19 protein-coding genes are annotated in these 22,157 nt (G+C 68.2%); all 19 read left to right on the top strand.

The genetic code is table 11. The features are described 5' to 3' along the window. The first annotated feature begins 150 nt into the window (after positions 1 to 150). The 19 genes from mnxG to PSEWESI4_RS16510 all read left to right on the top strand — a co-directional run bounded on the left by mnxG (position 151) and on the right by PSEWESI4_RS16510 (position 21,699). Positions 151 to 5,952, top strand: coding sequence for a manganese-oxidizing multicopper oxidase MnxG (gene mnxG / locus PSEWESI4_RS16420; RefSeq protein ID WP_235978954.1), 5,802 nt, complete (start codon positions 151 to 153; stop codon positions 5,950 to 5,952). Positions 5,953 to 6,100: 148 nt separating this feature from the next. Continuing rightward, the gene (locus PSEWESI4_RS16425) at positions 6,101 to 8,059 is read left to right on the top strand and encodes a cytochrome D1 domain-containing protein (protein ID WP_187672309.1); all 1,959 of its coding nucleotides are present in this window, start codon (positions 6,101 to 6,103) and stop codon (positions 8,057 to 8,059) included. A gap of 12 nt (positions 8,060 to 8,071) precedes the next feature. Continuing rightward, positions 8,072 to 8,725 carry an SCO family protein gene (locus PSEWESI4_RS16430; RefSeq protein WP_187672291.1) on the top strand — a complete coding sequence of 218 codons (654 nt, stop codon included), beginning with the start codon at positions 8,072 to 8,074 and terminating at the stop codon, positions 8,723 to 8,725. Continuing rightward, positions 8,722 to 9,366, top strand: coding sequence for an SCO family protein (locus PSEWESI4_RS16435; RefSeq protein ID WP_187672292.1), 645 nt, complete (start codon positions 8,722 to 8,724; stop codon positions 9,364 to 9,366). The genes PSEWESI4_RS16430 and PSEWESI4_RS16435 overlap by 4 nt, the downstream gene beginning before the upstream one ends. A gap of 10 nt (positions 9,367 to 9,376) precedes the next feature. Beyond that, on the top strand, positions 9,377 to 10,930 hold the full coding sequence (locus PSEWESI4_RS16440) for an ABC transporter substrate-binding protein (protein WP_187672293.1): 1,554 nt from the start codon (positions 9,377 to 9,379) through the stop codon (positions 10,928 to 10,930). A 2-nt stretch (positions 10,931 to 10,932) separates the two neighbouring features. Next, entirely contained in the window at positions 10,933 to 11,883 is a 951-nt protein-coding gene (locus PSEWESI4_RS16445; protein WP_187672294.1) for a peptidylprolyl isomerase, read from the top strand. Between the two features lie 203 nt (positions 11,884 to 12,086). Then, complete coding sequence (locus tag PSEWESI4_RS16450; protein ID WP_187672295.1) at positions 12,087 to 12,566, top strand: response regulator; 480 nt, start codon at positions 12,087 to 12,089, stop codon at positions 12,564 to 12,566. A 66-nt stretch (positions 12,567 to 12,632) separates the two neighbouring features. After that, complete coding sequence (locus PSEWESI4_RS16455; protein ID WP_187672296.1) at positions 12,633 to 14,363, top strand: GspE/PulE family protein; 1,731 nt, start codon at positions 12,633 to 12,635, stop codon at positions 14,361 to 14,363. After that, positions 14,344 to 15,156: a hypothetical protein gene (locus PSEWESI4_RS16460; RefSeq protein ID WP_187672297.1), complete on the top strand. Its 813-nt coding sequence runs from the start codon at positions 14,344 to 14,346 to the stop codon at positions 15,154 to 15,156. The genes PSEWESI4_RS16455 and PSEWESI4_RS16460 overlap by 20 nt, the downstream gene beginning before the upstream one ends. A gap of 1 nt (position 15,157) precedes the next feature. After that, positions 15,158 to 15,703 (top strand): pilus assembly protein, encoded by a 546-nt coding sequence (locus PSEWESI4_RS16465; protein ID WP_187672298.1) that lies wholly within the window; start codon positions 15,158 to 15,160, stop codon positions 15,701 to 15,703. Further along, complete coding sequence (locus PSEWESI4_RS16470) at positions 15,690 to 16,235, top strand: GspMb/PilO family protein (protein ID WP_187672299.1); 546 nt, start codon at positions 15,690 to 15,692, stop codon at positions 16,233 to 16,235. The genes PSEWESI4_RS16465 and PSEWESI4_RS16470 overlap by 14 nt, the downstream gene beginning before the upstream one ends. A 2-nt stretch (positions 16,236 to 16,237) precedes the next feature. Continuing rightward, positions 16,238 to 16,756 carry a hypothetical protein gene (locus PSEWESI4_RS16475; protein WP_187672300.1) on the top strand — a complete coding sequence of 173 codons (519 nt, stop codon included), beginning with the start codon at positions 16,238 to 16,240 and terminating at the stop codon, positions 16,754 to 16,756. Then, the gene (locus PSEWESI4_RS16480) at positions 16,753 to 18,627 is read left to right on the top strand and encodes a secretin and TonB N-terminal domain-containing protein (protein ID WP_456243219.1); all 1,875 of its coding nucleotides are present in this window, start codon (positions 16,753 to 16,755) and stop codon (positions 18,625 to 18,627) included. The genes PSEWESI4_RS16475 and PSEWESI4_RS16480 overlap by 4 nt, the downstream gene beginning before the upstream one ends. A gap of 2 nt (positions 18,628 to 18,629) precedes the next feature. Then, the gene (locus PSEWESI4_RS16485; RefSeq protein WP_187672301.1) at positions 18,630 to 19,103 is read left to right on the top strand and encodes a type II secretion system protein; all 474 of its coding nucleotides are present in this window, start codon (positions 18,630 to 18,632) and stop codon (positions 19,101 to 19,103) included. Positions 19,104 to 19,107: 4 nt separating this feature from the next. Next, complete coding sequence (locus PSEWESI4_RS16490) at positions 19,108 to 19,482, top strand: type II secretion system protein (RefSeq protein WP_187672302.1); 375 nt, start codon at positions 19,108 to 19,110, stop codon at positions 19,480 to 19,482. Beyond that, positions 19,469 to 20,005, top strand: coding sequence for a type II secretion system protein (locus PSEWESI4_RS16495; protein ID WP_187672303.1), 537 nt, complete (start codon positions 19,469 to 19,471; stop codon positions 20,003 to 20,005). The genes PSEWESI4_RS16490 and PSEWESI4_RS16495 overlap by 14 nt, the downstream gene beginning before the upstream one ends. Before the next feature lie 56 nt (positions 20,006 to 20,061). Continuing rightward, positions 20,062 to 20,421 (top strand): curli production assembly/transport protein CsgE, encoded by a 360-nt coding sequence (gene csgE, locus PSEWESI4_RS16500; protein WP_235978955.1) that lies wholly within the window; start codon positions 20,062 to 20,064, stop codon positions 20,419 to 20,421. A gap of 44 nt (positions 20,422 to 20,465) precedes the next feature. Next, positions 20,466 to 20,831, top strand: coding sequence for a curli assembly protein CsgF (locus PSEWESI4_RS16505; RefSeq protein ID WP_408004318.1), 366 nt, complete (start codon positions 20,466 to 20,468; stop codon positions 20,829 to 20,831). Positions 20,832 to 20,856: 25 nt separating this feature from the next. Continuing rightward, positions 20,857 to 21,699 (top strand): CsgG/HfaB family protein, encoded by an 843-nt coding sequence (locus PSEWESI4_RS16510; RefSeq protein ID WP_187672306.1) that lies wholly within the window; start codon positions 20,857 to 20,859, stop codon positions 21,697 to 21,699. The last annotated feature ends 458 nt before the right edge of the window (positions 21,700 to 22,157 follow it).

Below are 22,157 nucleotides of genomic sequence, written 5' to 3' on the forward strand. Positions count from 1 at the left end.
GGGAAGGGCGGGTGGGTGAAAGCACCCAGAATAGTGGTCACTCATATTCAACCACCTGAAATTAAATGACTTTTTTCTTGGCATGACGATTGCTCCGCTGGTTTTGCCCCTCTGATGGCACCGACGAACCGAAGCTGGAGGCCAGCCAAGATGAAACGGAGCAGCCAAGCGACACCGAACGATATCCGCCCTCGTCCATTCGCGTACGCCTTTGGCCTTGTCGCTCTGGCCGTGTCCTCTCTGTTCATCCAGCAGGAGGCGCTGGCGGCGATCAGTTGCCAGCGCAACCTGGTCGCCAACGTCGTCGCTCTCGATCAGCCGCTGATGTTCAACCGCCTGGGGGCGCAGAACATCAACGGCATGATGTTCGCCCTGCGCCGCGATGTGGTGGATCGCAACGATGTACCGCTGACCGTCGGCGGCATGGCGGTGCCAGGGGAGGTAGCGCTGCGTCCGGATAAACGCCCGCGGCCGCTGGTGTTGCGCGTCGCCGCGGGCGACTGCCTGACGGTGAACCTGCAGAACCTGCTGGCCTTGCAGGCCAACCCGGGCTCCCTGCCTGGCGAAGGCGAGATCCACGTCGACGCCCAGGTGGCCGACCGCCACGTGGGCTTCCAGGTCAACGGCTTGCAGGCGGTGAACAGCATCGACGATATCGCCACCAACGCCGGCCGCAACCAGAACACCCTGCTGGCACCGGGCGCCAGCCGCAGCTACACCCTCTACGCCGAGCGCGAAGGGACCTTCGCCGTCAGCAGCTACGGCGCCACCTTCGGCAGCGAAGGCAGCGCCGGCAATATCGGCAACGGCCTGTTCGCCCAGGTCGTGGTATTGCCCAAGGGCTCGCGCACCTATCGCAACACGGTGACCGAAGAGGAAATGCGCCTGGCCAGTACCGGACGGACCCCGGCGGGCCAGCCGATCATCGACTACGAGGCACGCTTCCCCATGGGCGAGCCGTGGATCGCCGAGGGCAAGGCCGGCGCGCCGATCCTCGCGATGATCGACGGCAACGAGATCGTCGCCAGCAACAGCGACGCCATCGTCATGGGCCCGAACGCCGACGGCAGCTTCCCGCCCGGCACCTATGTGCTGGAGAGCTACGGCAAGCGCAACCCGGCGCTGCCCAACCGGCTGGAGCCGTTCCGCGACTTCGCGGCGGTATTCCATGACCAGTCGGCGGTGACCCAGGCGTTCCCCGGCTACTGGGCCGACCCGGTGTTCGGCCACGTGCTGGAGCCGACCCGCGATGCCTTCATGGTCAACTACGGTTCCGGCGGGATCGGCGCCGAAGTGATCGCCAACCGTCTCGGCGTCGGCCCCATGCACGACTGCCTGTCCTGCGCCTACGAGGAGTTCTTCCTCAGTTCCCATACCGTGGGTGACGTCGCCATGCTGGTGGACGTGCCGGCCAACGTCGGCCTGGAAGGCATGGCTCCCGGCCAGGTGCCGCCGGAGGGCACTACCGGGATCAAGGCCAGCATGGCGCTGTATCCATCCGAGCCGTCGAACATCAACCACAGCTACATCGGCGACTTCGTCAAGTTCCGCAATGTCAGCATGGGCTACGAACAGCACGTGTTTCACCTGCACGGCCATCAGTGGCTGTTCAACCCCAACGACGACAACTCCGACTACATGGATGCCCAGGGCATAGGCCCGGGCGCTGGCTACACCTACGAGATCGCCTACGGCGGCTCCGGCAACCGCAACCGGGTGGCCGGCGACGCCATCTACCACTGCCACTTCTATCCGCACTTCGCCCAAGGCATGTGGGGCATGTGGCGGATCCACGACGTGTTCGAGGAAGGCACCCGGCTGGCCGTGTCGCAGGAGAGCGAGACCGGCTTCCACGAAGAGCCGTTCGCCCTGCGCAAGGGCTTGCCGGCACCCGACGCGCGGGCCCTGCCGGACGGCGAGATCGTCGCCGGCACGCCGATCCCGGCGATCGTGCCGCTGCCGGGCAAGGCCATGCCGCCGATGCCGGGCAAGGTGGCGGTGGTGCCGAAGATCAGCGGAACCCTGGTGCTGGCGGACGATGACGATGACAGCTCGCCCCATGGCCAAGGCCAGGGCAGGATCGTCGGCTCGGTCGCCCTGGTGGATCGCAGCGAGGCCAACCGCAATGCCGACGGTTCGTTGAAGAACCCCGGCTTCCCGTTCTGGATCGGTGGCGTGGAAAGCACCGTCGGCCAGCGTCCGCCGACCCCGCCGCTGGACATGCTCGATGCGGACAAGGCCGAGGCCCTGCGCGACAGCGGCAATGCGTTGTGGGCATCGATCGACCCGGCGCAGGCCGGCGGCTGGGACGGCGGTTTGCCGCGCCACTCCCTGGACGGCTGGGCGGCTGGCGGCGAAGCCGATGTCGTCACCAGCGCGCTGGACTTCTCCAAGACCATCACCCGCGCCAAGGCAGTGTTCTTCCCGGAAGAGGGGACCGACGTGGAGCAGGCGGCGATGGCCTACCACGCCCAGCCGGAGCACCCCAGCTTCTCCGTGCAGCCCAATGGCGAGGTGTCGCCCAGCAGCTTCCGCACCAACGGCGCGCTGCCGGTGGCCGGGGCGCCGTACTACGAGCCGTGCATGGACGACCGGCAGAAACGCCTGACCCAGGGCGCCGGTGTCGGCAGCTTCTTCAGCGGTGACGCCCTGGACGGCATGTCCTTCACCGGCTCCTCGCCATTCACCGCCGACCGGCCGCGCGTCTACAAGGGCGCCAACATCCAGTTCGACGCGGTGTTCAACAAGGTCGGCTACCACTTCCCGCAGACCCGCATCCTCACCTTGTGGGAAGACGCCTGGCCGGTGATCAACAAGCAGCGGCCGCCGGAACCGTTGGTGATGCGGATCAACACCTTCGACTGCGCGATGTACCACCACACCAACCTGATCCCGGCCATCTACGAGCTGGACGACTACCAGGTACGCACCCCGACCGACGTCATCGGCCAGCACATCCACCTGCCGAAATGGGACCTGACTTCCGCTGATGGCTCGGCCAACGGCTGGAACTACGAGGACGGCACCCTGTCGCCGGTCAGCGTGGTCGAGCGCATCCACGCCATCCGCGCGTACAACGGCTGCGAATACGGCGACCCGCGCGAAGGCACCCCGGATTGCCCGGTGGCCAAGGCGCACCCGTACTTCGGGCAGTTCGGCCGGGCCGACTGGCTCGGCGCGCGTACCACCATGCAACGCTGGTTCGCCGATCCGGTGGTGAACATCTACAACATCGACCGTGGCCTGGGGAACATCTTCACCCACGACCACTTCGGCCCCTCGACCCACCAGCAGGTCGGCCTGTACGCCACACTGCTGGCCGAGCCCGCCGGATCGACCTGGCTGCACGCGGAAACCGGCGAGCCGTTGTACACCCGCCCGGATGGCGGGCCGACCTCCTGGCAAGCGGCGATCATCGCCGGAGACCTGGATGGCGATGGCAAGAACGACAGCTTCCGCGAGTTCTTCCTCGAATACAGCGACATGCAGCATGCCTATGAGGCGGGCGTCTACGTCGGTGCCGGCCCGGATGGCATCCCCAACGCCAACGCCTACCCGGTGACCGCGGACAGCTTCCGCTATGCGATCAACCCACCGGTACGGCAATACGCCGGCAACCTGCTGGAATCGACCCTGGAAGCGGCCGGCGGCGTGCTGGGCTGTCCGGGACGGCCATGCCCGCAGGCGATCACCGCCGACGATCCGGGCATCTTCGTGGTCAACTACCGCCACGAGCCCGTCGGCCTGCGCGTCTACGACCCGAACCGCACTGCCCCGGACGGCAAGCCGGGGATGCAGGCCGACGGCCTCGCCGGCGACCTGGCCTATGCCTTCCAGAGCCGTACCGACCGCGCGATCCCGGCGCTCAACCTGGCGCCCAGCGCGGTCACCACGGCGGTCGGGCCGACCAGCGGGACCACCACCTTCCCACCGCACATCAACCATGGCGGCGACATGCCCGGCGACCCCTTCACCCCGATGCTGCGCACCTACACCGGCGACAACGTGCGCCTGCGCATCAACGCCGGCGGCCACGAGGAGGAGCACAACGTCACCCTGCACGGCATCAAGTGGCTGCACTCCGGCACCGGCTTCGGCACCAACTCCACCTCCGGCTGGCGCGCCTCGCAGATGGTCGGCATCTCCGAACAGCTCGGCTTCATGGCGCCGGTGGCGATGATGTCCAGCGCGGACTCGGATGTCGGCGACTACCTGTACACCATGGATGCCGCCCTGGAAGGCTACTGGAGCGGCATGTGGGGCATCATGCGCAACTACGCGACGAGCCGCGGCGACCTGTACGCGCTGCCGACCAACCCGCGGCCGGTGACGGCGCGCAACACCACCGCCTTCGACGGCGTGTGCCCGCGCTACAGCCCCAACCCGAACGGCATCGGCACCCGGCCGACGGTGCAGCGCAACTACGACATCGTGGTGGCGCTGGCCAACGACATCCTGCCCAACCCGCTGGGCCTGACCATCGGCGACCCGCAGGGCGAGGGCCAGCATGTCGGCGGCGCGCTCAACCCGGCCGGCGGCACCCTGGTGTTCAACCCACGGCCGACCGGCATCCCGCAGGTCACGGTGATCGACGAGGAAGACGGCGAGGTGTTCACCATCGGCGGGCAGAACGGCCCGCTGCATGACCCGACCGCGATCCTCTACGTGCGCAAGGCCGACCTCAACCCGGCCACCGGCAAGCTGAAGCCGGGCGTACCGGTGGAACCGCTGGTACTGCGCGCGGCGGCGGGCGACTGCGTCAACGTCACCCTGGAGAACCGCCTGCCGCTGGTGATGCCGGACCTGCCCACCTACGCGGTGATGCAGGGCGTGGTCAAGCGCGACCGCCTGAGCGCGCAGGGCTCGACCACCTTCAACAATAACCTTATGCGGCCCTCCAGCCACGCCGGTATCCACGCGCAACTGCTGGCCTACGACGTCACCAAGTCGGACGGCTTCAACGTCGGCATCAACCCGGTGCAGACGGTGGCGCCGCGTAGCGGCAGCAGCGGCGCCTGGCCGACCCGCACCTACAAGTACTACGCCGGCCACCTGGAGCGCGAAGGCAAGCCGGTGGTGCAGCTAGGCCGCAGCGTCGACAGGATCGATGCCTACCCGATCGAGTTCACCGCCCTCAACCTGCTGCCCGCCGACCCGATCAAGCAGGGCCAGAAAGGCCTGGCCGGGGCGATGAGCATCGTGCCGCAGGGCGCCACCTGGACCGAGGACCCCGGCATGCGCGCGGCGGCCACCGTGCAGCCGTCGGGCGGAACCGCCTACCGCGACTTCGCGCTGGTCTGGCACAAGTCGCTGAACATGCGCTGGGCCGACGGTCGGCCGGTGGAGAACATGGCCTCGGAAGGACTGGGGACTCCCGCCGATCCGAAGGACAACTCCGGCATGGCGGTCAACTACCGGAGCGAGCCGCTGTGGTACCGCTTCGCTCTCGCGCCGAACGCGCCTTTCGGCCACGCCCAGGGCAACGGTTTCGCCGACGTACCGAACGCGCACATGGCCTACAGCAACGCCCTGGTGGGCGGCGACCCGGTGACCCCGATCCTGCGGGTGAAACCCGGCCGGCCGTTCCGCACTCATGTGCTGATGCCCTCGGGCGGCAGTCGTGGCGCGACCTTCCAGCTCGACGGGCACATCTGGCCGTTCAACCCCTTCATCTCGGAGAAAAGCGATATCTGGGGCCTGCCGGAGAAACACGCCGGGATCGGCTCGATGCGCTTCGGCTACAACCCCACGGCGGTCTACGTGGGAGCCCAGGAAAGCATCCTGCCGGCGGCGCACTTCAGCATGATGTTCCCCAGCGCCGGCGGCGGTAACGCGCTGCCGGGCGACTACCTGTACCGGGACTATGCGGCCTTCGGCAACACCGGTGGTATCTGGGGCCTGCTGCGGGTCAGCAACGAGCCGGAGCAGACGCCGGCGCCGACGGGGCATTAGAGGGGGCTTTTTCTGGTTCCCCGCGCACGCGGGGAACCAATAACACCACACGCTCCGCTCGCGCCCCCGGCAACACAAACGGCCTCGCGAGCAGAGTCCGCACCGACCGGCCAGGTGAGCAACAGGGAGAAATGCCGCCGTGAACGCACTGCAGAAAACCATCGGCGTGGCACTGTCCGGCTGCGTGGCGATAGCCGGGGTCGTGGCCTGGCAACTGTTCGGGACGCAGGCCGGCAACCCGCCGGCGGATGCCGCCGCCAGCGCCGGGAGCGACCCCAACCGCCTGGTGCGCGATGGCGTGGTCATCGAGTTCGAGGCGCTGCCGGTGGGCGGCGGCCCGTTGACCGAGGGGCTGTTCGCCGACGTTCGTTTCCGTCTCACCGATGCAGCCACCGGCCAACCGCTCAGCGGGCTGGCGCCGGGCGCGTGGCTCGACCAGGGCCTGGCGGAGAGCGACGACCGCGCGATGCAGTGCAAGTCGCGCACCAGCCTCTACCTCAAGGGCGGGCTGAACGCCAAGCCGCTGCTCGACCTCAACAGCTACTACCTGCTGGTGATGAACAAGGACGCCAGCCTCACCGTGATCGACCCGACCACCTCGGTGGGCGGGATCACCAGCACGCTGATGCGCATCGCCCTCAAGCGCCCGCCGATGGACTGGGTGGCCAGCGCCGACGACAGGCTGCTGTACGTGTCCATGCCGGACGCCGGCGAAGTGGCGCTGGTCGATACCGAGAAATTCCAGGTGCTGGCCAGCCTGCCGGCCGGACGCGACCCGCTGCGCGTGGCCTTGCAGCCCGACGGGCGCTACCTGTGGGTCGGCAACAACGCCCGCGACGAGGCCGATAGCGGGGTCACGGTGATCGACACGCAGACCCGCGAGATCGTGTTGCAAGAAGCTACCGGCAAGGGCCACCACGAGATCGCCTTCAGCGACGACTCCCGGCACGCCTTCGTCAGCAACCGCGACGCCGGCACGGTGAGCGTGTTCGACATCGCCGGGCTGAAGCGGCTGGACGATATCCCCACCGGTTCGAATCCGTTGTCGCTGGCGTTCTCGTCCCTGTCCCAGGCGGTCTACGTGGTCGATGGCCGGGAAGGGCGGGTCACCGTGCTCGATGCCCGCAGCCTGGCGGTGCGCAAGGTCATCCCGTTGCAGCAGGGCGTGGGGCCGATGGGCTTCAGCCCGGACGGACGCTTCGGGCTGGTCCTCAACACCCTGGAAAACCAGGTGGCGGTGATCGACGCCGCCAGCGACACGCTGCTGCATCGCCTGGAGGTCGCCGCCGAGCCCTACCAGCTCGTGTTCACCCGCGCCTACGCCTATGTACGCGGCCTCGCTTCGCCACGGGTCGGCATGATCAACCTGGGCTCGCTGGGCGAGGGCAGGCAGCCGATCGTGCAGACCTTCGAAGCCGGCCCGGCGGCGCCCAAGCTGGCCGGCGACCTGCCCCTGGCCGCCAGCCTCAGCCCGGCCCGCGACGAAGCGGCGGTGTTCGTGGTCAACCCGGTGGACAACACCACCTACTTCTACATGGAAGGGATGAACGCGCCGATGTCCGGCTACCTCAATCGCGGGCACACGGCGCGCGCGGTACGGGTGGTCGACCGCAGCCTGCGCGAGGTGGAGCCGGGCGTGTTCGGCTCGCGGATCAAGCTGCCCGTCGCGGGGCCGCTCGACGTGGCCTTCATGCTCAACCAGCCGCAACTGATCCACTGCTTCGGCACCGTGGTGCAGGGCAACCCCGCGCTGGAGAAACAGGTCTCGACCCCGCGCGTGGAATTCCTCCTCGACAGCGCCCCGGTCACCGTGGGCAGCCCGGCCAGGGCGCGCTTCCGCATCCTCCAGGGCCGGGACAGCCAGCCCCGGGCCGGCATCGAGGACCTGCAGGTCCGCTACTTCCTCGCCCCGGCTTCGCGACCGCGCCAAGCCGCCGCCCGCGAAGTGGAAGAGGGCGTCTACGAAGCCCTCGTCGAGGTGAACCAGGCCGGCGCCTACTACCTGCACGTCGGGTCGGCGTCGCTGGGCCTGGCCTTCGGCGACCAACCCTACGCCAGCCTGCGCGCCTTGCCGGGACAACCCGCAAGCACCGCGCAGACGCCTTGACAGGAGCCAGCCATGCGAAAACTCCACAGCAGCCTCGCCGTCGCCCTGTTCGGGGCCATCACCCTGTGCGGCACCGCCCAGGCCCACTCGCCGGAGGAGCACGCCAGGCATCCCCAGTCGATGCAGCCGAGGGAGGAGAGCGCCCAGGTGCGCTTCGCCGACGTGCCGCTGATCGACCAGAACGGCCACGAGGTCCGCCTGAAGGATGACCTGGTCGCGGACCGGATCGTGGTGATGGGTTTCGTCTACACCAGTTGCAGCACGGTCTGCCCGGTCATCTCGTCGATCATGGCCAAGGTGCAGAAGCAGGTCGGCGACAACGCCCAGTTGATCTCCATCAGCGTCGATCCGCTGCGCGACACCCCGCAGGTGCTGCGCGAGTACTCCCGGAAATTCCAGAGCGGGCCGGGCTGGACCTGGCTCACCGGCTCGCCCCAGGCGATCAGCGACACCCTCAAGGAGCTCGGTTCCTGGACCCCGCGCATCGAGGACCACCCTCCGCAGATCATGGTCGGCGACGCGCGCACCGGCCGCTGGACGCGCTACTACGGCTTCACCAACCCGACCGTGCTGGTCGAGCGGGTCGAACAACTGGCCGCCGCGCGCAAGCATCACGGTCATTCGGACGTCCATCAACTGAGCAGTGCACGAGGAGTCGCGCCATGAAGCCCATGCAAGGCATCGCCCTGGCCATCGGCATGGGCCTGGCCGTCGCCGTGGCGCAGGCCCACGAAGGCCACGCCGGCAGCGAGCCGGCCGCCGCTGCGCATGGACCGGCGATCCAGCCGGTAACGGCCGCCGGCACCCATGACGCGCAGGCCTACTTCACCGACACCCGGCTGCTCACCCAGGATGGCCAGGAGGTCGCTTTCTACAGCGACGTGCTCAAGGACCGGCTGGTGTTGCTGAACGTCATCTTCACCCACTGCAACGACGCCTGCCCGCTGATCACCCGCAAGCTCAAGGAAGTCCGCGACGCCCTGGGCGAGCCGCTGGCCAGGGAGGTGTACTTCATCTCGCTGACCAGCGACCCGCACAACGACTCGCCGCAGGTGCTCAAGGAATTCGCCGCCAAGCATGGCGTGGACTCCCCGAACTGGCTGTTCCTCACCGGCCCGAAGGAGCGGGTGGACCTGGTGCTGTCCCGGCTCGGCCACCTGGTGGAAAGCCCCGAACAGCACTCGACCGTGCTCATCGCCGGCGACGTGGCCAACAAGCGCTGGAGCAAGATCCGCCCGGATGCCCCGGTATCCGCCATCACCCAGCGCTTGCAGCTCATGTCGATGCCGCCGGTCGCGAACCGCTAGGGCCCGGGCCATGTGGCGCACCGTGCTGACGCTCTGCGGCCTGCTCTGCTGGGGCGGCCAGGCCGCCGCGCTGGAGCTGACGCCCGAAGAGGCGGCCGGCAAGCGCCTCTACCTGCAAGGCCAGAGCGCCACGGGCGGCGAGATCCATGCGCTGGTCGGCGCGGCCGGCACACCGTTGCAGGCCGCGCTGCTGCCCTGCGGCAGTTGCCACGGCGCCGATGGCCGTGGCCGCCCGGAGGGCGGCGTGCGGCCGCCGGACATCACCTGGCGGCGCCTGAGCACGCCATACGGCCAGCGTCTCGATCGCGGCCGGAGCCACCCCGCCTACGACGAGGCCAGCTTCGCCCGCGCGGTGAGCGAAGGCCGCGACCCGGCCGGCAACCGCCTGGACCCGGCGATGCCGCGCTTCGTCATGTCCATGCGCGACATGGCCAACCTCACCGCCTACCTGAGACGTCTGGAGGATGACCGCGACCCCGGCCTGCACGACACCCGGCTGCGCGTCGGCACGCTGCTGCCGCGCGAGGGCCCGCTGAGCGAGCACGGGCGCACGGTCGAGACGGTGCTCGAGGTGGTGATCGAGGCGCTCAACGGCGCCGGCGGGATTCATGGCCGCAAGCTGGAGCTGGTCGTCGCCGATCCCGGCCCGGACACCGACAGTGCCGAGGCGGCGTTGCGCGGGCTGATCGAGGACGACCAGGTGTTCGCCTTGCTGGCGCCCCTGGTACCGGCGCTGGAGGGACGGCTGGCCGACCTGCTCGAACCGGCCGGCGTCCCGGTGGTCGGCCCGCTCGCCCAGTTCGCCGACGGCGACGCCGGGCGCCTGATCTTCACCCCCTTGCCAGGGCTGCGCGAGCAACTGTTCGCCTTGACCACCTATGCCAGCGGCTCGCTCGAACCGGGCAACCGCGTGGCGCTGATCGCCTATCCGCAGGGCACTTCCCGGCAGGCGCTGGCCGAAGCGCTGGCGGCCCGCCTGCGGACCCAGGAATGGCAAGCGCCGCGCATCCTCGGCTATCGCCAGGAAACCCTGGCCCAGGAACTCGGCGAGGCGGCGCAGGGGGTGAGGGCGGTGTTCTTCCTCGGTTCCCAGGAGGACTTCATCCGCCTGACCGAAGGGCTGCCGGGCGATGCCCCGGCGCCTTACCTGTTCGCCAGTGCGGCGCAGGTGGCCGGCACGGCCTTGCAGGTGCCGCCGCGTTTTTCCGAACACCTGTTCCTGGCCTATCCCTTCCTGCCATCGGACTGGACCGCCACGGGCGCCGCCGCGCTCTCGACCATTCGCCGGCACGGCAGCCTGAGCGGCCACCACGCCATGCTGCAGGTCAGCGCCTACTGCGCCGTCCTGCTGTTCAGCGAGGGCATGAAGCGCGCCGGGCGCGACGCCAGCCGGGAGAAACTGGTGGCCGCCCTGGAGCGGCTGCACGGTTTCCAGACCGGGCTGACGCCGGAGCTGGGCTTCGGTCCGGGGCTGCGCACGGGCACGACGGGCGCCCATATCGTCGCGGTGGACCTGCATGGCCAGCGCTTCCTGCCGGTCGGCAGCTACATCAAGGTCGATTGACCGTGAACGCCATCGTGCTCGCCGTCGTGCTGCTGTTCTCGCTACCGAGCGCGCTGGCGTCGGCCCAGGGAACGGGGACCGCCGCCCGGGTGAACGGCACGGACATCAGTTATTTTCGTCTCGAACGCTATTTCGCCGACTACCTCAAGGCGGAGGGTCGCAGCGTGGCGTCGATCCGCAACCCGAGGGCCTACGCGCGTCTGCGCGACGACGCCTTGCAGCAACTGATCGACAAGGAACTACTCTGGCAGGAGGCCCAGCGCCGGGGCGTCACGGTGGACGACCAACGGGTGCTGGCCGAGCTGGCGGCGACCAAGGCCGCCTTCCGTACCCCGGAAGCGTTCGAGCGCCGGCTGGGCGAGGCCGGGTTCGACGAGGCGGGTTACCTGGACTACCTGCGCCGGGAACTGGTCGCCAGCCGGATGCTGGAGGAGTTGAGCGAGCCGAAGGCCGTTTCGGAAGAGGAGGTGCGCCATGCCCTGGAGGAGCTTCGCCCGCGCCTGGAGCGCCCGGAGCAGGTCCACGCGCGGCATATCCTGCTGAAGGTGAGCGACGAGCCGGGCGCCGCCGAGGTGCGCGAACGGTTGCTCGAACTGCGCCGGCAGATCGCCGACGGAGCGGATTTCGCCGAGCTGGCCCGTCGCCACTCGGAAGACGGCAGCGCCGCCCAGGGCGGCGATCTGGGGTTCTTCACCCGGGGCACGATGGTTGCACCTTTCGAGCAGGCGGCCTTCGCCCTGCGCCCCGGCGAAACCAGCCAGCCGGTACGCACCCGGTACGGCTGGCATCTGATCGAGGTGGTGAGCCATAGGCCCCCCGAACCCCTGGACGAGGACCGGGGCCTGGCCATGGCCAGGCAGTTTCTGCTCCAGCAGCGACAGCGCGATGCGCGCGAAGACGCCTTGCGGCGCTTGCGCGACGCGGGCCGCATCGAAGTGCTGGGAAGGCGTTGACCCCACAAGTGGGGGAGACGTCCTGTTTCCCCCGATTCTGGGGAGGCGCGACAGAACTGAGTGGATAGTGTTTTCCCGTTGATAATCAACAGGATACGAAATATATCCGGCTGCGGCCGACTGGCACGATGCGTGCGTATACCTGATCAGGCGCGCACTCCTAGGGTCTAAGTCGGGCAGCCTTACACCACTAGGAGTCCACCTTGGCGAACAAAGTTATGGTTGTCGAGGACGAGCAGATCCTGGCGCAGAACCTCAAGGTCTACCTCGAGACACTGCAATGGGACGTCCGCCTGGCCAGCGATGGCGACAGTGCCATCCGCCTGGCGGAGGAGTTCCGGCCGGATGTGATCGTGATCGACTACCGCTTGCCGGATATGGAAGGGTTCGAGGTACTGGACGCCATCAGCGACGAGTGGGAAGGACGCAGTGTATTGATCACCGCGCACCCGACCAGCGAAGTCTACGACGCGGCGATCCACCACGGAGTCGGCCATATCCTGTTCAAACCCTTCCCGCTGGGAGAGCTCGCACGAGCCATCCACAATCGGGTAGGCGAGGCGAGCGGGAGGAGCGGGGCTTCGGTCTTGGTCGATAGACGCCATAACAAAGAGGTGAGTTTCCCCTTGCAGCTCTATGACGGCTCCTGGGTGCTCGCCGATCGCCGCCGCTCCGATGGATAGGATTCCAACCGGGAGCGGACAAGCAGACCGATCGCGTGGCTGCCCAGGGATGACGGAGAGAGTTCCATGGAGAGACTTTCCCTTGTGCCCGGATGCGGGCACAAGCCAGCGGCAGTCGAAACGCCTCGGCAGACCCGTTTCGATGCCGCACTGCTGCAGGCAGCCCGCGAACGGTCCGCCTCCCAGGGCAGCCGGCTCATCGACGAACTGGAAGAGTTGGCCGGCCTCGATCCCCGTGCTTTCGCCCATGGCCTGGGCGCCACCCTGCATTACCCGGTACTGGACGGCGAGGCGCTGTTCGCCTGCTGCCCGGCCTTCGACCGGCTGCCGCTGGCCCAGGCGCTCAAGCACGAATGCCTGATGGTCCACCTGGACGAGCGCGAGGAGAGCATCGCCGGGGTCTTCGCCGATCCCTTCGACAGTGCCCGCCTGGCCTGGCTGGAGGAATACCTGCACGGCGCGCCGCTGTACCTGGCGCACCCAGCCGACCTCAGCGCCTACCTCGCGCGCCAGGAAGAGAACTTCCACGCCGTCGACTCGCTGAACGCCGAAGCGGTGGACAGCGGCGAGATCGAGGCGGTGGAAACCCTCTCGCTGACCAGCATCAGCGAGAACGCCAGCGTGGTGGTCAAGCTGGTCAACTCGACCCTCTACGATGCGCTGAAGATCCACGCCAGCGACATCCACCTGGGCATGACCGGCTCCGGGCTGGAGATCAAGTACCGCATCGACGGTGTGCTCAACGGCATCCGCCGGGTGCAGGGCAACGAGATCGCCGAGCAGGTCATCTCGCGGGTCAAGGTGATGGCCGAGCTGGACATCAGCGAGAAGCGGGTGCCCCAGGACGGCCGCTTCAAGATCGCCATCAGCGGCCGGCAGATCGACTTCCGGGTCTCCATCATGCCGAGCATCTTCGGCGAGGACGCCGTGCTGCGGGTGCTCGACAAGCAGGACCTGGCCGACCAGATCCACGGCGTGCGCCTGGAAGCCCTGGGCTTCGAGCCCGAAGTGTTGCTCCGTCTGCGGCGGCTGGCGGCGGAGCCCTACGGCATGGTGCTGGTCACCGGGCCGACCGGCAGCGGCAAGACCACCACGCTGTACGCCATGCTCACCGAGATCAACCACGGCGTGGACAAGATCATCACCATCGAGGACCCGGTCGAGTACCAGCTCCCCGGCGTGCTGCAGATCCCGGTCAACGAGAAGAAGGGCCTGACCTTCGCCCGTGGCCTGCGCTCGATCCTCCGCCACGACCCGGACAAGATCATGGTCGGCGAGATCCGCGACCCGGAAACCGCGCAGATCGCCGTGCAGTCGGCGCTCACCGGGCACCTGGTGTTCACCACCATCCACGCCAACAACGTGTTCGACGTGATCAGCCGCTTCACCCAGATGGAAGTCGACCCCTACAGCTTCGTCTCCGCGCTGAACGCGGTGCTGGCCCAGCGGCTGATCCGCCAGGTGTGCCCGTCCTGCGCGACGCGCATCACCCCGGATCGCGACGAACTGCTGGCCTCGGGGCTCGACCCGGCGCAGGTCGGCGACTACCGCTTCATGCACGGCAGCGGTTGCGGCCGCTGCCGGGGCTCGGGCTATCGCGGCCGCACGGCGATCGCCGAGCTGCTGAAGCTGGACGACGAACTGCGCCAGTTGATCATCGACCGCCAACCCATCGCCCGGATCAAGGAACTGGCCTGTCGCCGTGGCCTGCGCCTGTTGCGCAGCTCGGCGCTGGAGCTGGTGCGTGAAGGCAGGACCACCCTGGAGGAGATCAACCGTGTCACTTTCGTCTCGTGATCAGTACATCGCTGTGCTCGGCGCCTCCGGCGTCGGGCTGTACCGGCGTCGTGGCGAGCTCTGCGACGCGCTGGGACAGGAGCCGTTCGAGCAGGCGCAGATACCCGACTGGCAGGCTGCCGGCGAGGCGCTGGGGCGCCTGCTGGGCGCTTGCGCGACGGCGCGCGGCGAGTTGCGCGTGGTGCTTTCCAACCATTTCTGCCGGTTCTGCCTGGTGCCCTGGGGCGAGCAGATCGCCACGCCGGAGGAAATGGCCTGCTATGCCCGCGCCTGCTTCGAGGAGATCTACGGGCAACTGGCCGAGGGCTGGGCCATCAACCTGTCGCCGGAAGCAGCGGGGCGGGCGCGGCTCGCCGTGGCCGTACAGCAGCCGTTGCTGCTGCTGTTGCGCGAGCTGGCCGGCATCGGCGGCTGGCGGCTGACCTCCGTCGCGCCCTACCTGATGGCCGCCTTCAACAGCTTCAGCCGGTTCATCGACCAAGACGACTTCCTGTTCGTGGTCGCCGAGCCCGGCCGCTGCAACCTGCTGCTGGCCAGGGGCGGGAACTGGGTGGCGGTGCGTTCGGTGTCGAGCGCCGACAGCGACAGCGCGCTGAGCACCCTGATCGAACGCGAACACGAATTGCAGGGCGGCGGGGACGGAACCTTCGCCGCGATCTACGTGCATGCACCGGGCCGCGCGGACTGCGCGCCAGCGCCGCGCGGCGGGGTATCGCCGCGTGCGCTGAGCCTGCCGGTGCAGCAGGGACGGGACGTCGATGCCCTGTCCGTGATGGCGATGATGGTGGACTGAGATGCGCGCCCTCGACCTCGACTTCCAACGGCAACGGCTGGCCAGTCCCCCCGGTTGGGGGCTGCTGGCCGCCGGTCTGCTGTTGGCCGGGGCCGGCCTGCTGGGCCAGGCGCAGATCGCCACGGCCACGGCGGAGCAGGAGCGCGAGTTGCAGCGGCTGGAGCGCCAGTTGCGGGGCGGCGGCGTCAGCCAGGCGTCGCTGTCGCCCGCCGAGAACCGCGCCCAGGAAGCCAACCTGGCGGAGATGCGCCGGGTCACGGCGCAGATGAACCTGCCCTGGGAGGCGTTGCTGTCGACCCTGGAGTCGCAGCGCCTGGAGGACATCGCCCTGCTGTCGCTGACCCCGGACGCGCGCAAGCGCCAGGTCCGGATCAGCGCCGAAGCCCGCGACCTGGCGGCGATGCTGGATTTCCACCGGCGCCTGGAGCAAAGCGCCGCATTGCGTGACGTTTCCCTGCTCAACCACGAAATCGTCGCGCAGGCGAAGGGGCAGCCGATCCGCTTCAACCTGCTGGCGACCTGGGTGGTGGACGATGCGCATCCATAGACTGATTTTTCGCGAGCATCTGCAGCGCCTCGGCAAGCCGGGCCTCTGCGGAGCCGCGCTGATTGTGCTGGCGTTCGCTCATGCAGTGCTGGGTTTGCTGCCCGCCTGGCTGGCGCTGGAGCAGTTGAGCGAACGTACAGCACTCCAATCGGCGCAGTTGGCGCGCATCGAGCGCGGCGACGAAGCGCCCCCGGTCGCGTCCGGGCAGCAACTGGACGACTTCCGGCGCAACCTGCCGGCCCAGTTGGACGCGACCTCCACCATCGACCGCATCTACGCCCTGGCCAATGGCGAGCGCCTGTCCCTGGCGCGCGGCGAATACGCCCTGGGGGTGGATACCAGGACCCGGTTGGCGCGCTACCAGATCGTGCTGCCGGTGCGTGGCAGCTACCCGCAACTGCGCCGTTTCCTGCATGCGCTGCTGGCCGAAGTGCCGGCACTGGTCCTCGAAGACCTCGACTTCCAGCGCAAGCAGATCAGCGAAACCGAACTCGAGGGTCGGATCCGTCTGACCCTGTACCTGTCGAGGTAGCGATGAACAGGCAGCGTGGGCTCTTCTGGCTGGTTTTCCTCGCGGTCGCCGGGGTGGTCGCGCTGGTTCCCGACTACTTCTTCCCCCCGGAAGACATCGCGGCGGTACGGCCGGCCAGCGGCAAGGGCAGCCTCGGCGAGCTGCGTTCGGACAGCACGGCGAAGAAAGCGGAGGCTCGGCCGGCGACCGCGCCGGCCGATGTGCCGCGCGCCAACCTGTTCGCCGCCCATAGCTGGTACGTCGCGCCGCCGGTGGTGCGGCAGGTGGCGGCTCCGGTGGCGGTCGCCGCGCCCGCGCCACGGCCCAGCGCGCCGCCGCTGCCGTTCCGCTTCATCGGCCGGATGGACGACGGCAAGCAGCGCAAGGTGTTCGTGCTCGACGGCGAAACCCTCCACGTACTCGCCGCCGGCGACGTGATCGATGGCACCTACCGGGTCGAGCGGATCGGCGACAGCGAGATGACCCTGGTCTACCTGCCCATGCACCTGGTGCAGTCGCTGGCAGTAGGGAGAACGCCATGAACGCGCCAGCAATTCCCTTCGGGCGGGGCCGGATGGCCCTGGTCCTGGCCTTCGCGCTGCTGGCCGGTTGCGCCGGCACCCTGGTCCGCGACGAGGCCGAGGCGATGATCGAGGCGGGCCAGTACGAGGCCGGGCTGGCCAGGCTCGAAGCGGCGGTCAAGGAGTCACCGCGCGACACCAGCCTGCAGATATCCCTGGCTACCCAGCGCGCCCGGGTGGTCAAGACCCTGCTGTCCCGGGCCGACATGGCGCGCACCTCGCGTGACTTCGCCAGCGCGCGGCTCGCCTACCAGCGCGTGCTGGGCATCGAACCCCACAACACGCGGGCCGCCGAGGGGCTCAAGCAACTGGACCAGATGCGCAACCTGGCCGACATGCTGCGCCAGGGCCAGGCCGACCTGCGCCGCGGCGACCTGACCGGCGCCGAGCGCCAGGTCCGCGCGATGATGGCGCTGGACCCGAGGCACGAAGGGGCGCTGGAGCTGCAACGCAACGTCGAGCTGGTCCGCGCGCGCTCGACCACGCCTTACCCGCAACTACGTTCCCGGCTGGATCGGCCGGTCACCCTGGAGTTCCGCGACGCCAGCCTGAAGGTCATCTTCGAGGTGCTGGCGCAGACCGCCGGGCTCAACTTCATCTTCGACAAGGATGTGCGGCCGGACCTCAAGGCCACCATCTTCGTCCGCCAGGTGCGCATCGAGGACGCCGTGCACCTGCTGCTGCAACAGAATCAACTGCACCAGAAGGTGGTCAACGACAACACCATCCTGATCTATCCGGATTCGCCGCAGAAGCTGAAGGATTACCAGGAACTGGTGATGCGCACCTTCTACCTCACCAACATCGACGCCAACACCGCGATGAACATGGTCAAGACCATGCTCAAGACCCGCGACGTGTTCATCGACGAACGCCTCAACACCCTGACCATGCGCGACACCGTGGACGCCCTGCGGATGGCCGAGAAGCTGTTCCTGTCCCAGGACCAGTCCAACCCCGAGGTGGTGCTGGAAGTGGAGGTGATGGAAGTCTCCCGGCAGCGCATCCTCGACCTGGGCCTGCAATGGCCGAACACCTTCGGGGTGATCAACGACGACGGCTCGGCGGTCACCATCCTCGACCAGTTGAAAGGCATCGACTCCGGGCGCATCAGCATCTCGCCGTCGCCGCAACTGCGCATCAACGCCCAGGACAACGACATCAACACCCTGGCCAGCCCGGTGATCCGGGTCAGCAACCGCGAGCAGGCGAAGATCCATATCGGCCAGCGGGTGCCGATCATCAGCGCCACTTCCATGCCGTCCACCCAGGGGCCGGTGATCACCGAGAGCATCACCTACCTGGACGTCGGCCTGAAGCTGGAAGTGCAGCCCACCGTGCACCTGAACAACGAGGTGGCCATCAAGATCGCCCTGGAAGTCAGCAACGCCACGCCGCTGCCGCCGACCCAGCAGGGCACCATCCCGGTCCAGGTGGACACCCGCAACGCGATGACCACCCTGCGCCTGCGCGACGGCGAAACCCAGGTGCTGGCCGGGCTGATGCGCAACGACAACCTGTCGACCGGCAACAAGATTCCCGGCCTCGGCGACATCCCCGGCCTGGGCCGGCTGTTCGGCAGCAACAAGGACACCATCGGCAAGGCCGAACTGGTGCTCTCCATCACCCCGCGCGTCGTGCGCAACCTGCCGTACCAGAGCCCGTCCGACATGGAGTTCGCCACCGGCACCGAGAGCAGCATGCGCGTGCAGTCGGTGAACACTTCCTTCGGCAGCGTGGAAGAGGGCGGGGAACTGCCCGTCGCCGAGCCGGAGCCGGTCCCCTCGGCGGCGCCGGTGGCGGCCGTGCTGCCCGCGAGCGGGAGGCCCTGAGCATGAAACGCCCGGCGCGCGGTTTCTCGCTGATCGAGGTGGTCATCACCATGGCCATCGTCGCGCTGCTCGCCAGCATCGCGGCGCCGCTCAGCGAGACAGTGATCCGCCGTGGCAAGGAGCAGGACCTGAAGGTCGCCCTGTACCAGATCCGCGATGCCATCGACGCCTACAAGATGGCGGCCGACGCCGGGCATATCGAGAAGTCGGCCAGCACCTCCGGCTATCCGCCCTCGCTGCAGGTGCTGGTGGAGGGCGTGCGCGACCTGCGCAGCGTCCAGGGCAACCGCATCCATTTCCTGCGCCGCATCCCCCGCGACCCGTTCGCCGACCCGCGCCTGGAGCCGGAGGAGGGCTGGGGACTGCGCGCCTACGACAGCTCCGCCGACTCGCCGCGCGCCGGCGACGACGTCTTCGATGTGTATTCCCTGGCCAGCGGCGCGGGGCTCAACGGCATTCCTTACCGGGAGTGGTGAAACCATGCGACGGCATTCGGGCTTCACGCTGATCGAACTGATGGTGGTCATGGCGATCATCGCCACGCTGATGACCATCGCCGTGCCGCGCTATTTCTCCAGCCTGGAGAACTCCAGGGAAACCACGCTGCGCCACAGCCTGGCGACCATACGCGAGGCGCTCGACCAGTTCTACGGCGACACCGGCCGCTACCCCGAGTCGATCGAGGAACTGGTGGCGCGGCGCTACCTGCGCAGCCTGCCGCTGGATCCGATCACCGAGCGCAGCGACCTGTGGATCACCCTGCCGCCGCCCGAGGGCAGCTCCGGCGGCATCGGCGACGTGAAGAGCGGAGCGTCCGGCCGGGCGCGGGACGGGAGCCTGTATGCGGAATGGTAAGCGGCTGGCCGCCCGGCAGTCGGGGTTCACCTACCTCGGCGCCCTGTTCCTGATCATGCTGATGGGCATGGCGCTGGCCGGTGCCGGGCAACTGTGGTCGACCGCCAGCCTGCGGGCCAAGGAACGCGAGCTGCTGTGGGTCGGCAACCAGTACGCCCAGGCGCTGCGCAGCTACTACCGCAGCTCGCCGGGCGTCGCCCAGTACCCGCTGAGCCTGGAGGAACTGCTCGAGGACCGTCGTTTCCCCAACGTCCGCCGCCACCTGCGCCGGCTCTATCCGGACCCGCTGACCGGCAGCCTGGAATGGGGCTACGTGCGCTCCTTCGACGGACGGATCGCCGGGGTCTACAGCCTCGCCGACGGGCAGCCGCGCAAGCAGGCGCGCTTTCCGGCGCAATGGGCGGATTTCGACGGCATGGGCAGTTATGCCGAATGGCAGTTCGTGGCGGAAAAAGCCTTCATGGACGGGCTTCCCGGCAACGGCAGCCCCATGCCTCCGGCCGCCACGGGACAACGGCAATGAACGCCGCCGAACGGCCGCCACGCAGGCTCGGGACCCGGCTGGCCGCCGGCCTGGCCATGCTGCTGGTGGTGGCGACGGCCACGGCCGACGATGACGAGATCATGGGCTTCATCGTCGACAACAGCATTTCCCACATCGGCCACGAGTTCTATCGCTATTTCACCGAACGTCTGCGCGACACCAGCCGGCTGGATTTCAACCTGGTGGTGCGCGAACGACCCTCGGCCCGCTGGGGCAGCCTGGTGTGGGTCGAGTACGAAGGGCGGGTGCTGTATCGCCGCTTCCTGCCGCCGAACATGGCCCAGTTGCAAGGCCTGGCCTACGAGGCGGCGGACCTGGTGCTGGAGGAGGTCGCCCGACAGAAGCTGGAGAGGTTGCTGCAAGACACCTACGACCTGGAGAGGGACGAGCTATGAGCAAGAACACCGTTTGCCACGCCATCGGCATCTGGCTGGCCAGCATGGGCCTGTCCGGCACCGTGCATGCCACCGAACTGGTCTACACCCCGGTGAACCCCGCCTTCGGCGGCAACCCGCTGAATGGCTCCTGGCTGCTCAGCAACGCCCAGGCGCAGAACGACCACCGCGATCCCAACCTGAGCAGCCGCACGCCGACCTCGGCGCTGCAACGCTTCACCAGCCAACTGGAATCGCGGCTGCTCTCGCAGTTGCTGAGCAACATCCAGAACGGCAACACCGGCAGCCTGACCACCGAGGCCTTCGTCATCGACATCCAGGACGACTCCGGCGAACTGACCATCGTGATCACCGATCGCGCGACCGGAGAGGTGTCCGAAGTGGTGGTCAGCGGCCTGGGGCCACTCTGAATCCAGCAATCGGGAAGCCGAGACCATGAACACCACATTGAAGTTGCTTCTGCTGGTACTCGCGCTGCAAGGCTGCGCCGTGCGCGAGCCCATGCCGGCGGAAGTGGACAGGGAAACGCCGACCCTGACGCCCAGGGCCTCCACCTACTACGACCTGCTGGCCCTGCCACGGCCGAAGGGGCAACTGGTCGCGGCGGTCTATGGCTTCCGTGACCAGACCGGCCAGTACAAGCCGACGCCGGCCAGCTCCTTCTCCACCAGCGTGACCCAGGGCGCCGCCAGCATGCTGGTCGACGCCCTGCAGGCCAGTGGCTGGTTCCGGGTGCTGGAGCGCGAGGGGCTGCAGAACGTGCTGACCGAGCGGAAGATCATCCGCGCCTCGCAGAACAAGCCCAACACCCCGGCCAACATCCAGACCCAGTTGCCGCCGCTGCAGGCCGCCAACCTGCTGCTGGAGGGCGGCGTCATCGCCTACGACACCAACATCCGCAGCGGCGGGGAAGGGGCGCGCTACCTGGGCATCGGCGCCTCCCGCGAATACCGCGTCGACCAGGTGTCGGTGAACCTGCGCGCGGTGGACGTTCGCAGCGGCCAGGTGCTGGCCAACGTGATGACCTCCAAGACCATCTACTCGGTCGGCCGCAGCGCCGGGGTGTTCAAGTTCATCGAGTTCAAGGAACTGCTGGAGATGGAGGCGGGCTACACCACCAACGAACCGGCGCAGCTCTGCGTGCTGTCGGCCATCGAGGCCGCCGTGGCGCACCTGATCGCCCAGGGCATCGAACGCCGCCTGTGGCAGACCGCCGGCGGCCAGGCCGTCGAACAGACGTCGCTACCGAAATACCTGGGCCAGGCCCAGACCCTCTAGCAGGGTGGCTTCAGCCCACCATCAAAGCCCGACCGTAGGAGCGGCCCATGGCCGCGAAAAAGCATCGCGGGCATGGCCCGCTCCTACGGGGTTTCGTGGGGCCTTGGGCCAATCATTCCCGCCGCGTACTCGCTCGATCCAGAACCTCCGGGTTTCCTCCACCTGCGAACTCCGCACCCGACCGTAGGAGCGGCCCATGGCCGCGAAAAAGCATCGCGGGCATGGCCCGCTCCTACGGGGTTTCGTGGGGCCTTGGGCCAATCATTCCCGCCGCGCATTCACTCGATCCAGAACCTCCGGGTTTCCTCCACCTGCGAACTCCGCACCCGACCGCCGGCGGCCAGGCCATCGAACAGACATCGCTACCGAAATACCTGGGCCAGGCCCAGACCCTCTAGCAGGGTGGCTTCAGCCCACCATCAAAGCCCGACCGTAGGAGCGGCCCATGGCCGCGAAAA

This window comes from Zestomonas carbonaria, assembly GCF_904061905.1.
Taxonomy (GTDB): Bacteria; Pseudomonadota; Gammaproteobacteria; order Pseudomonadales; family Pseudomonadaceae; genus Aquipseudomonas; species Aquipseudomonas carbonaria.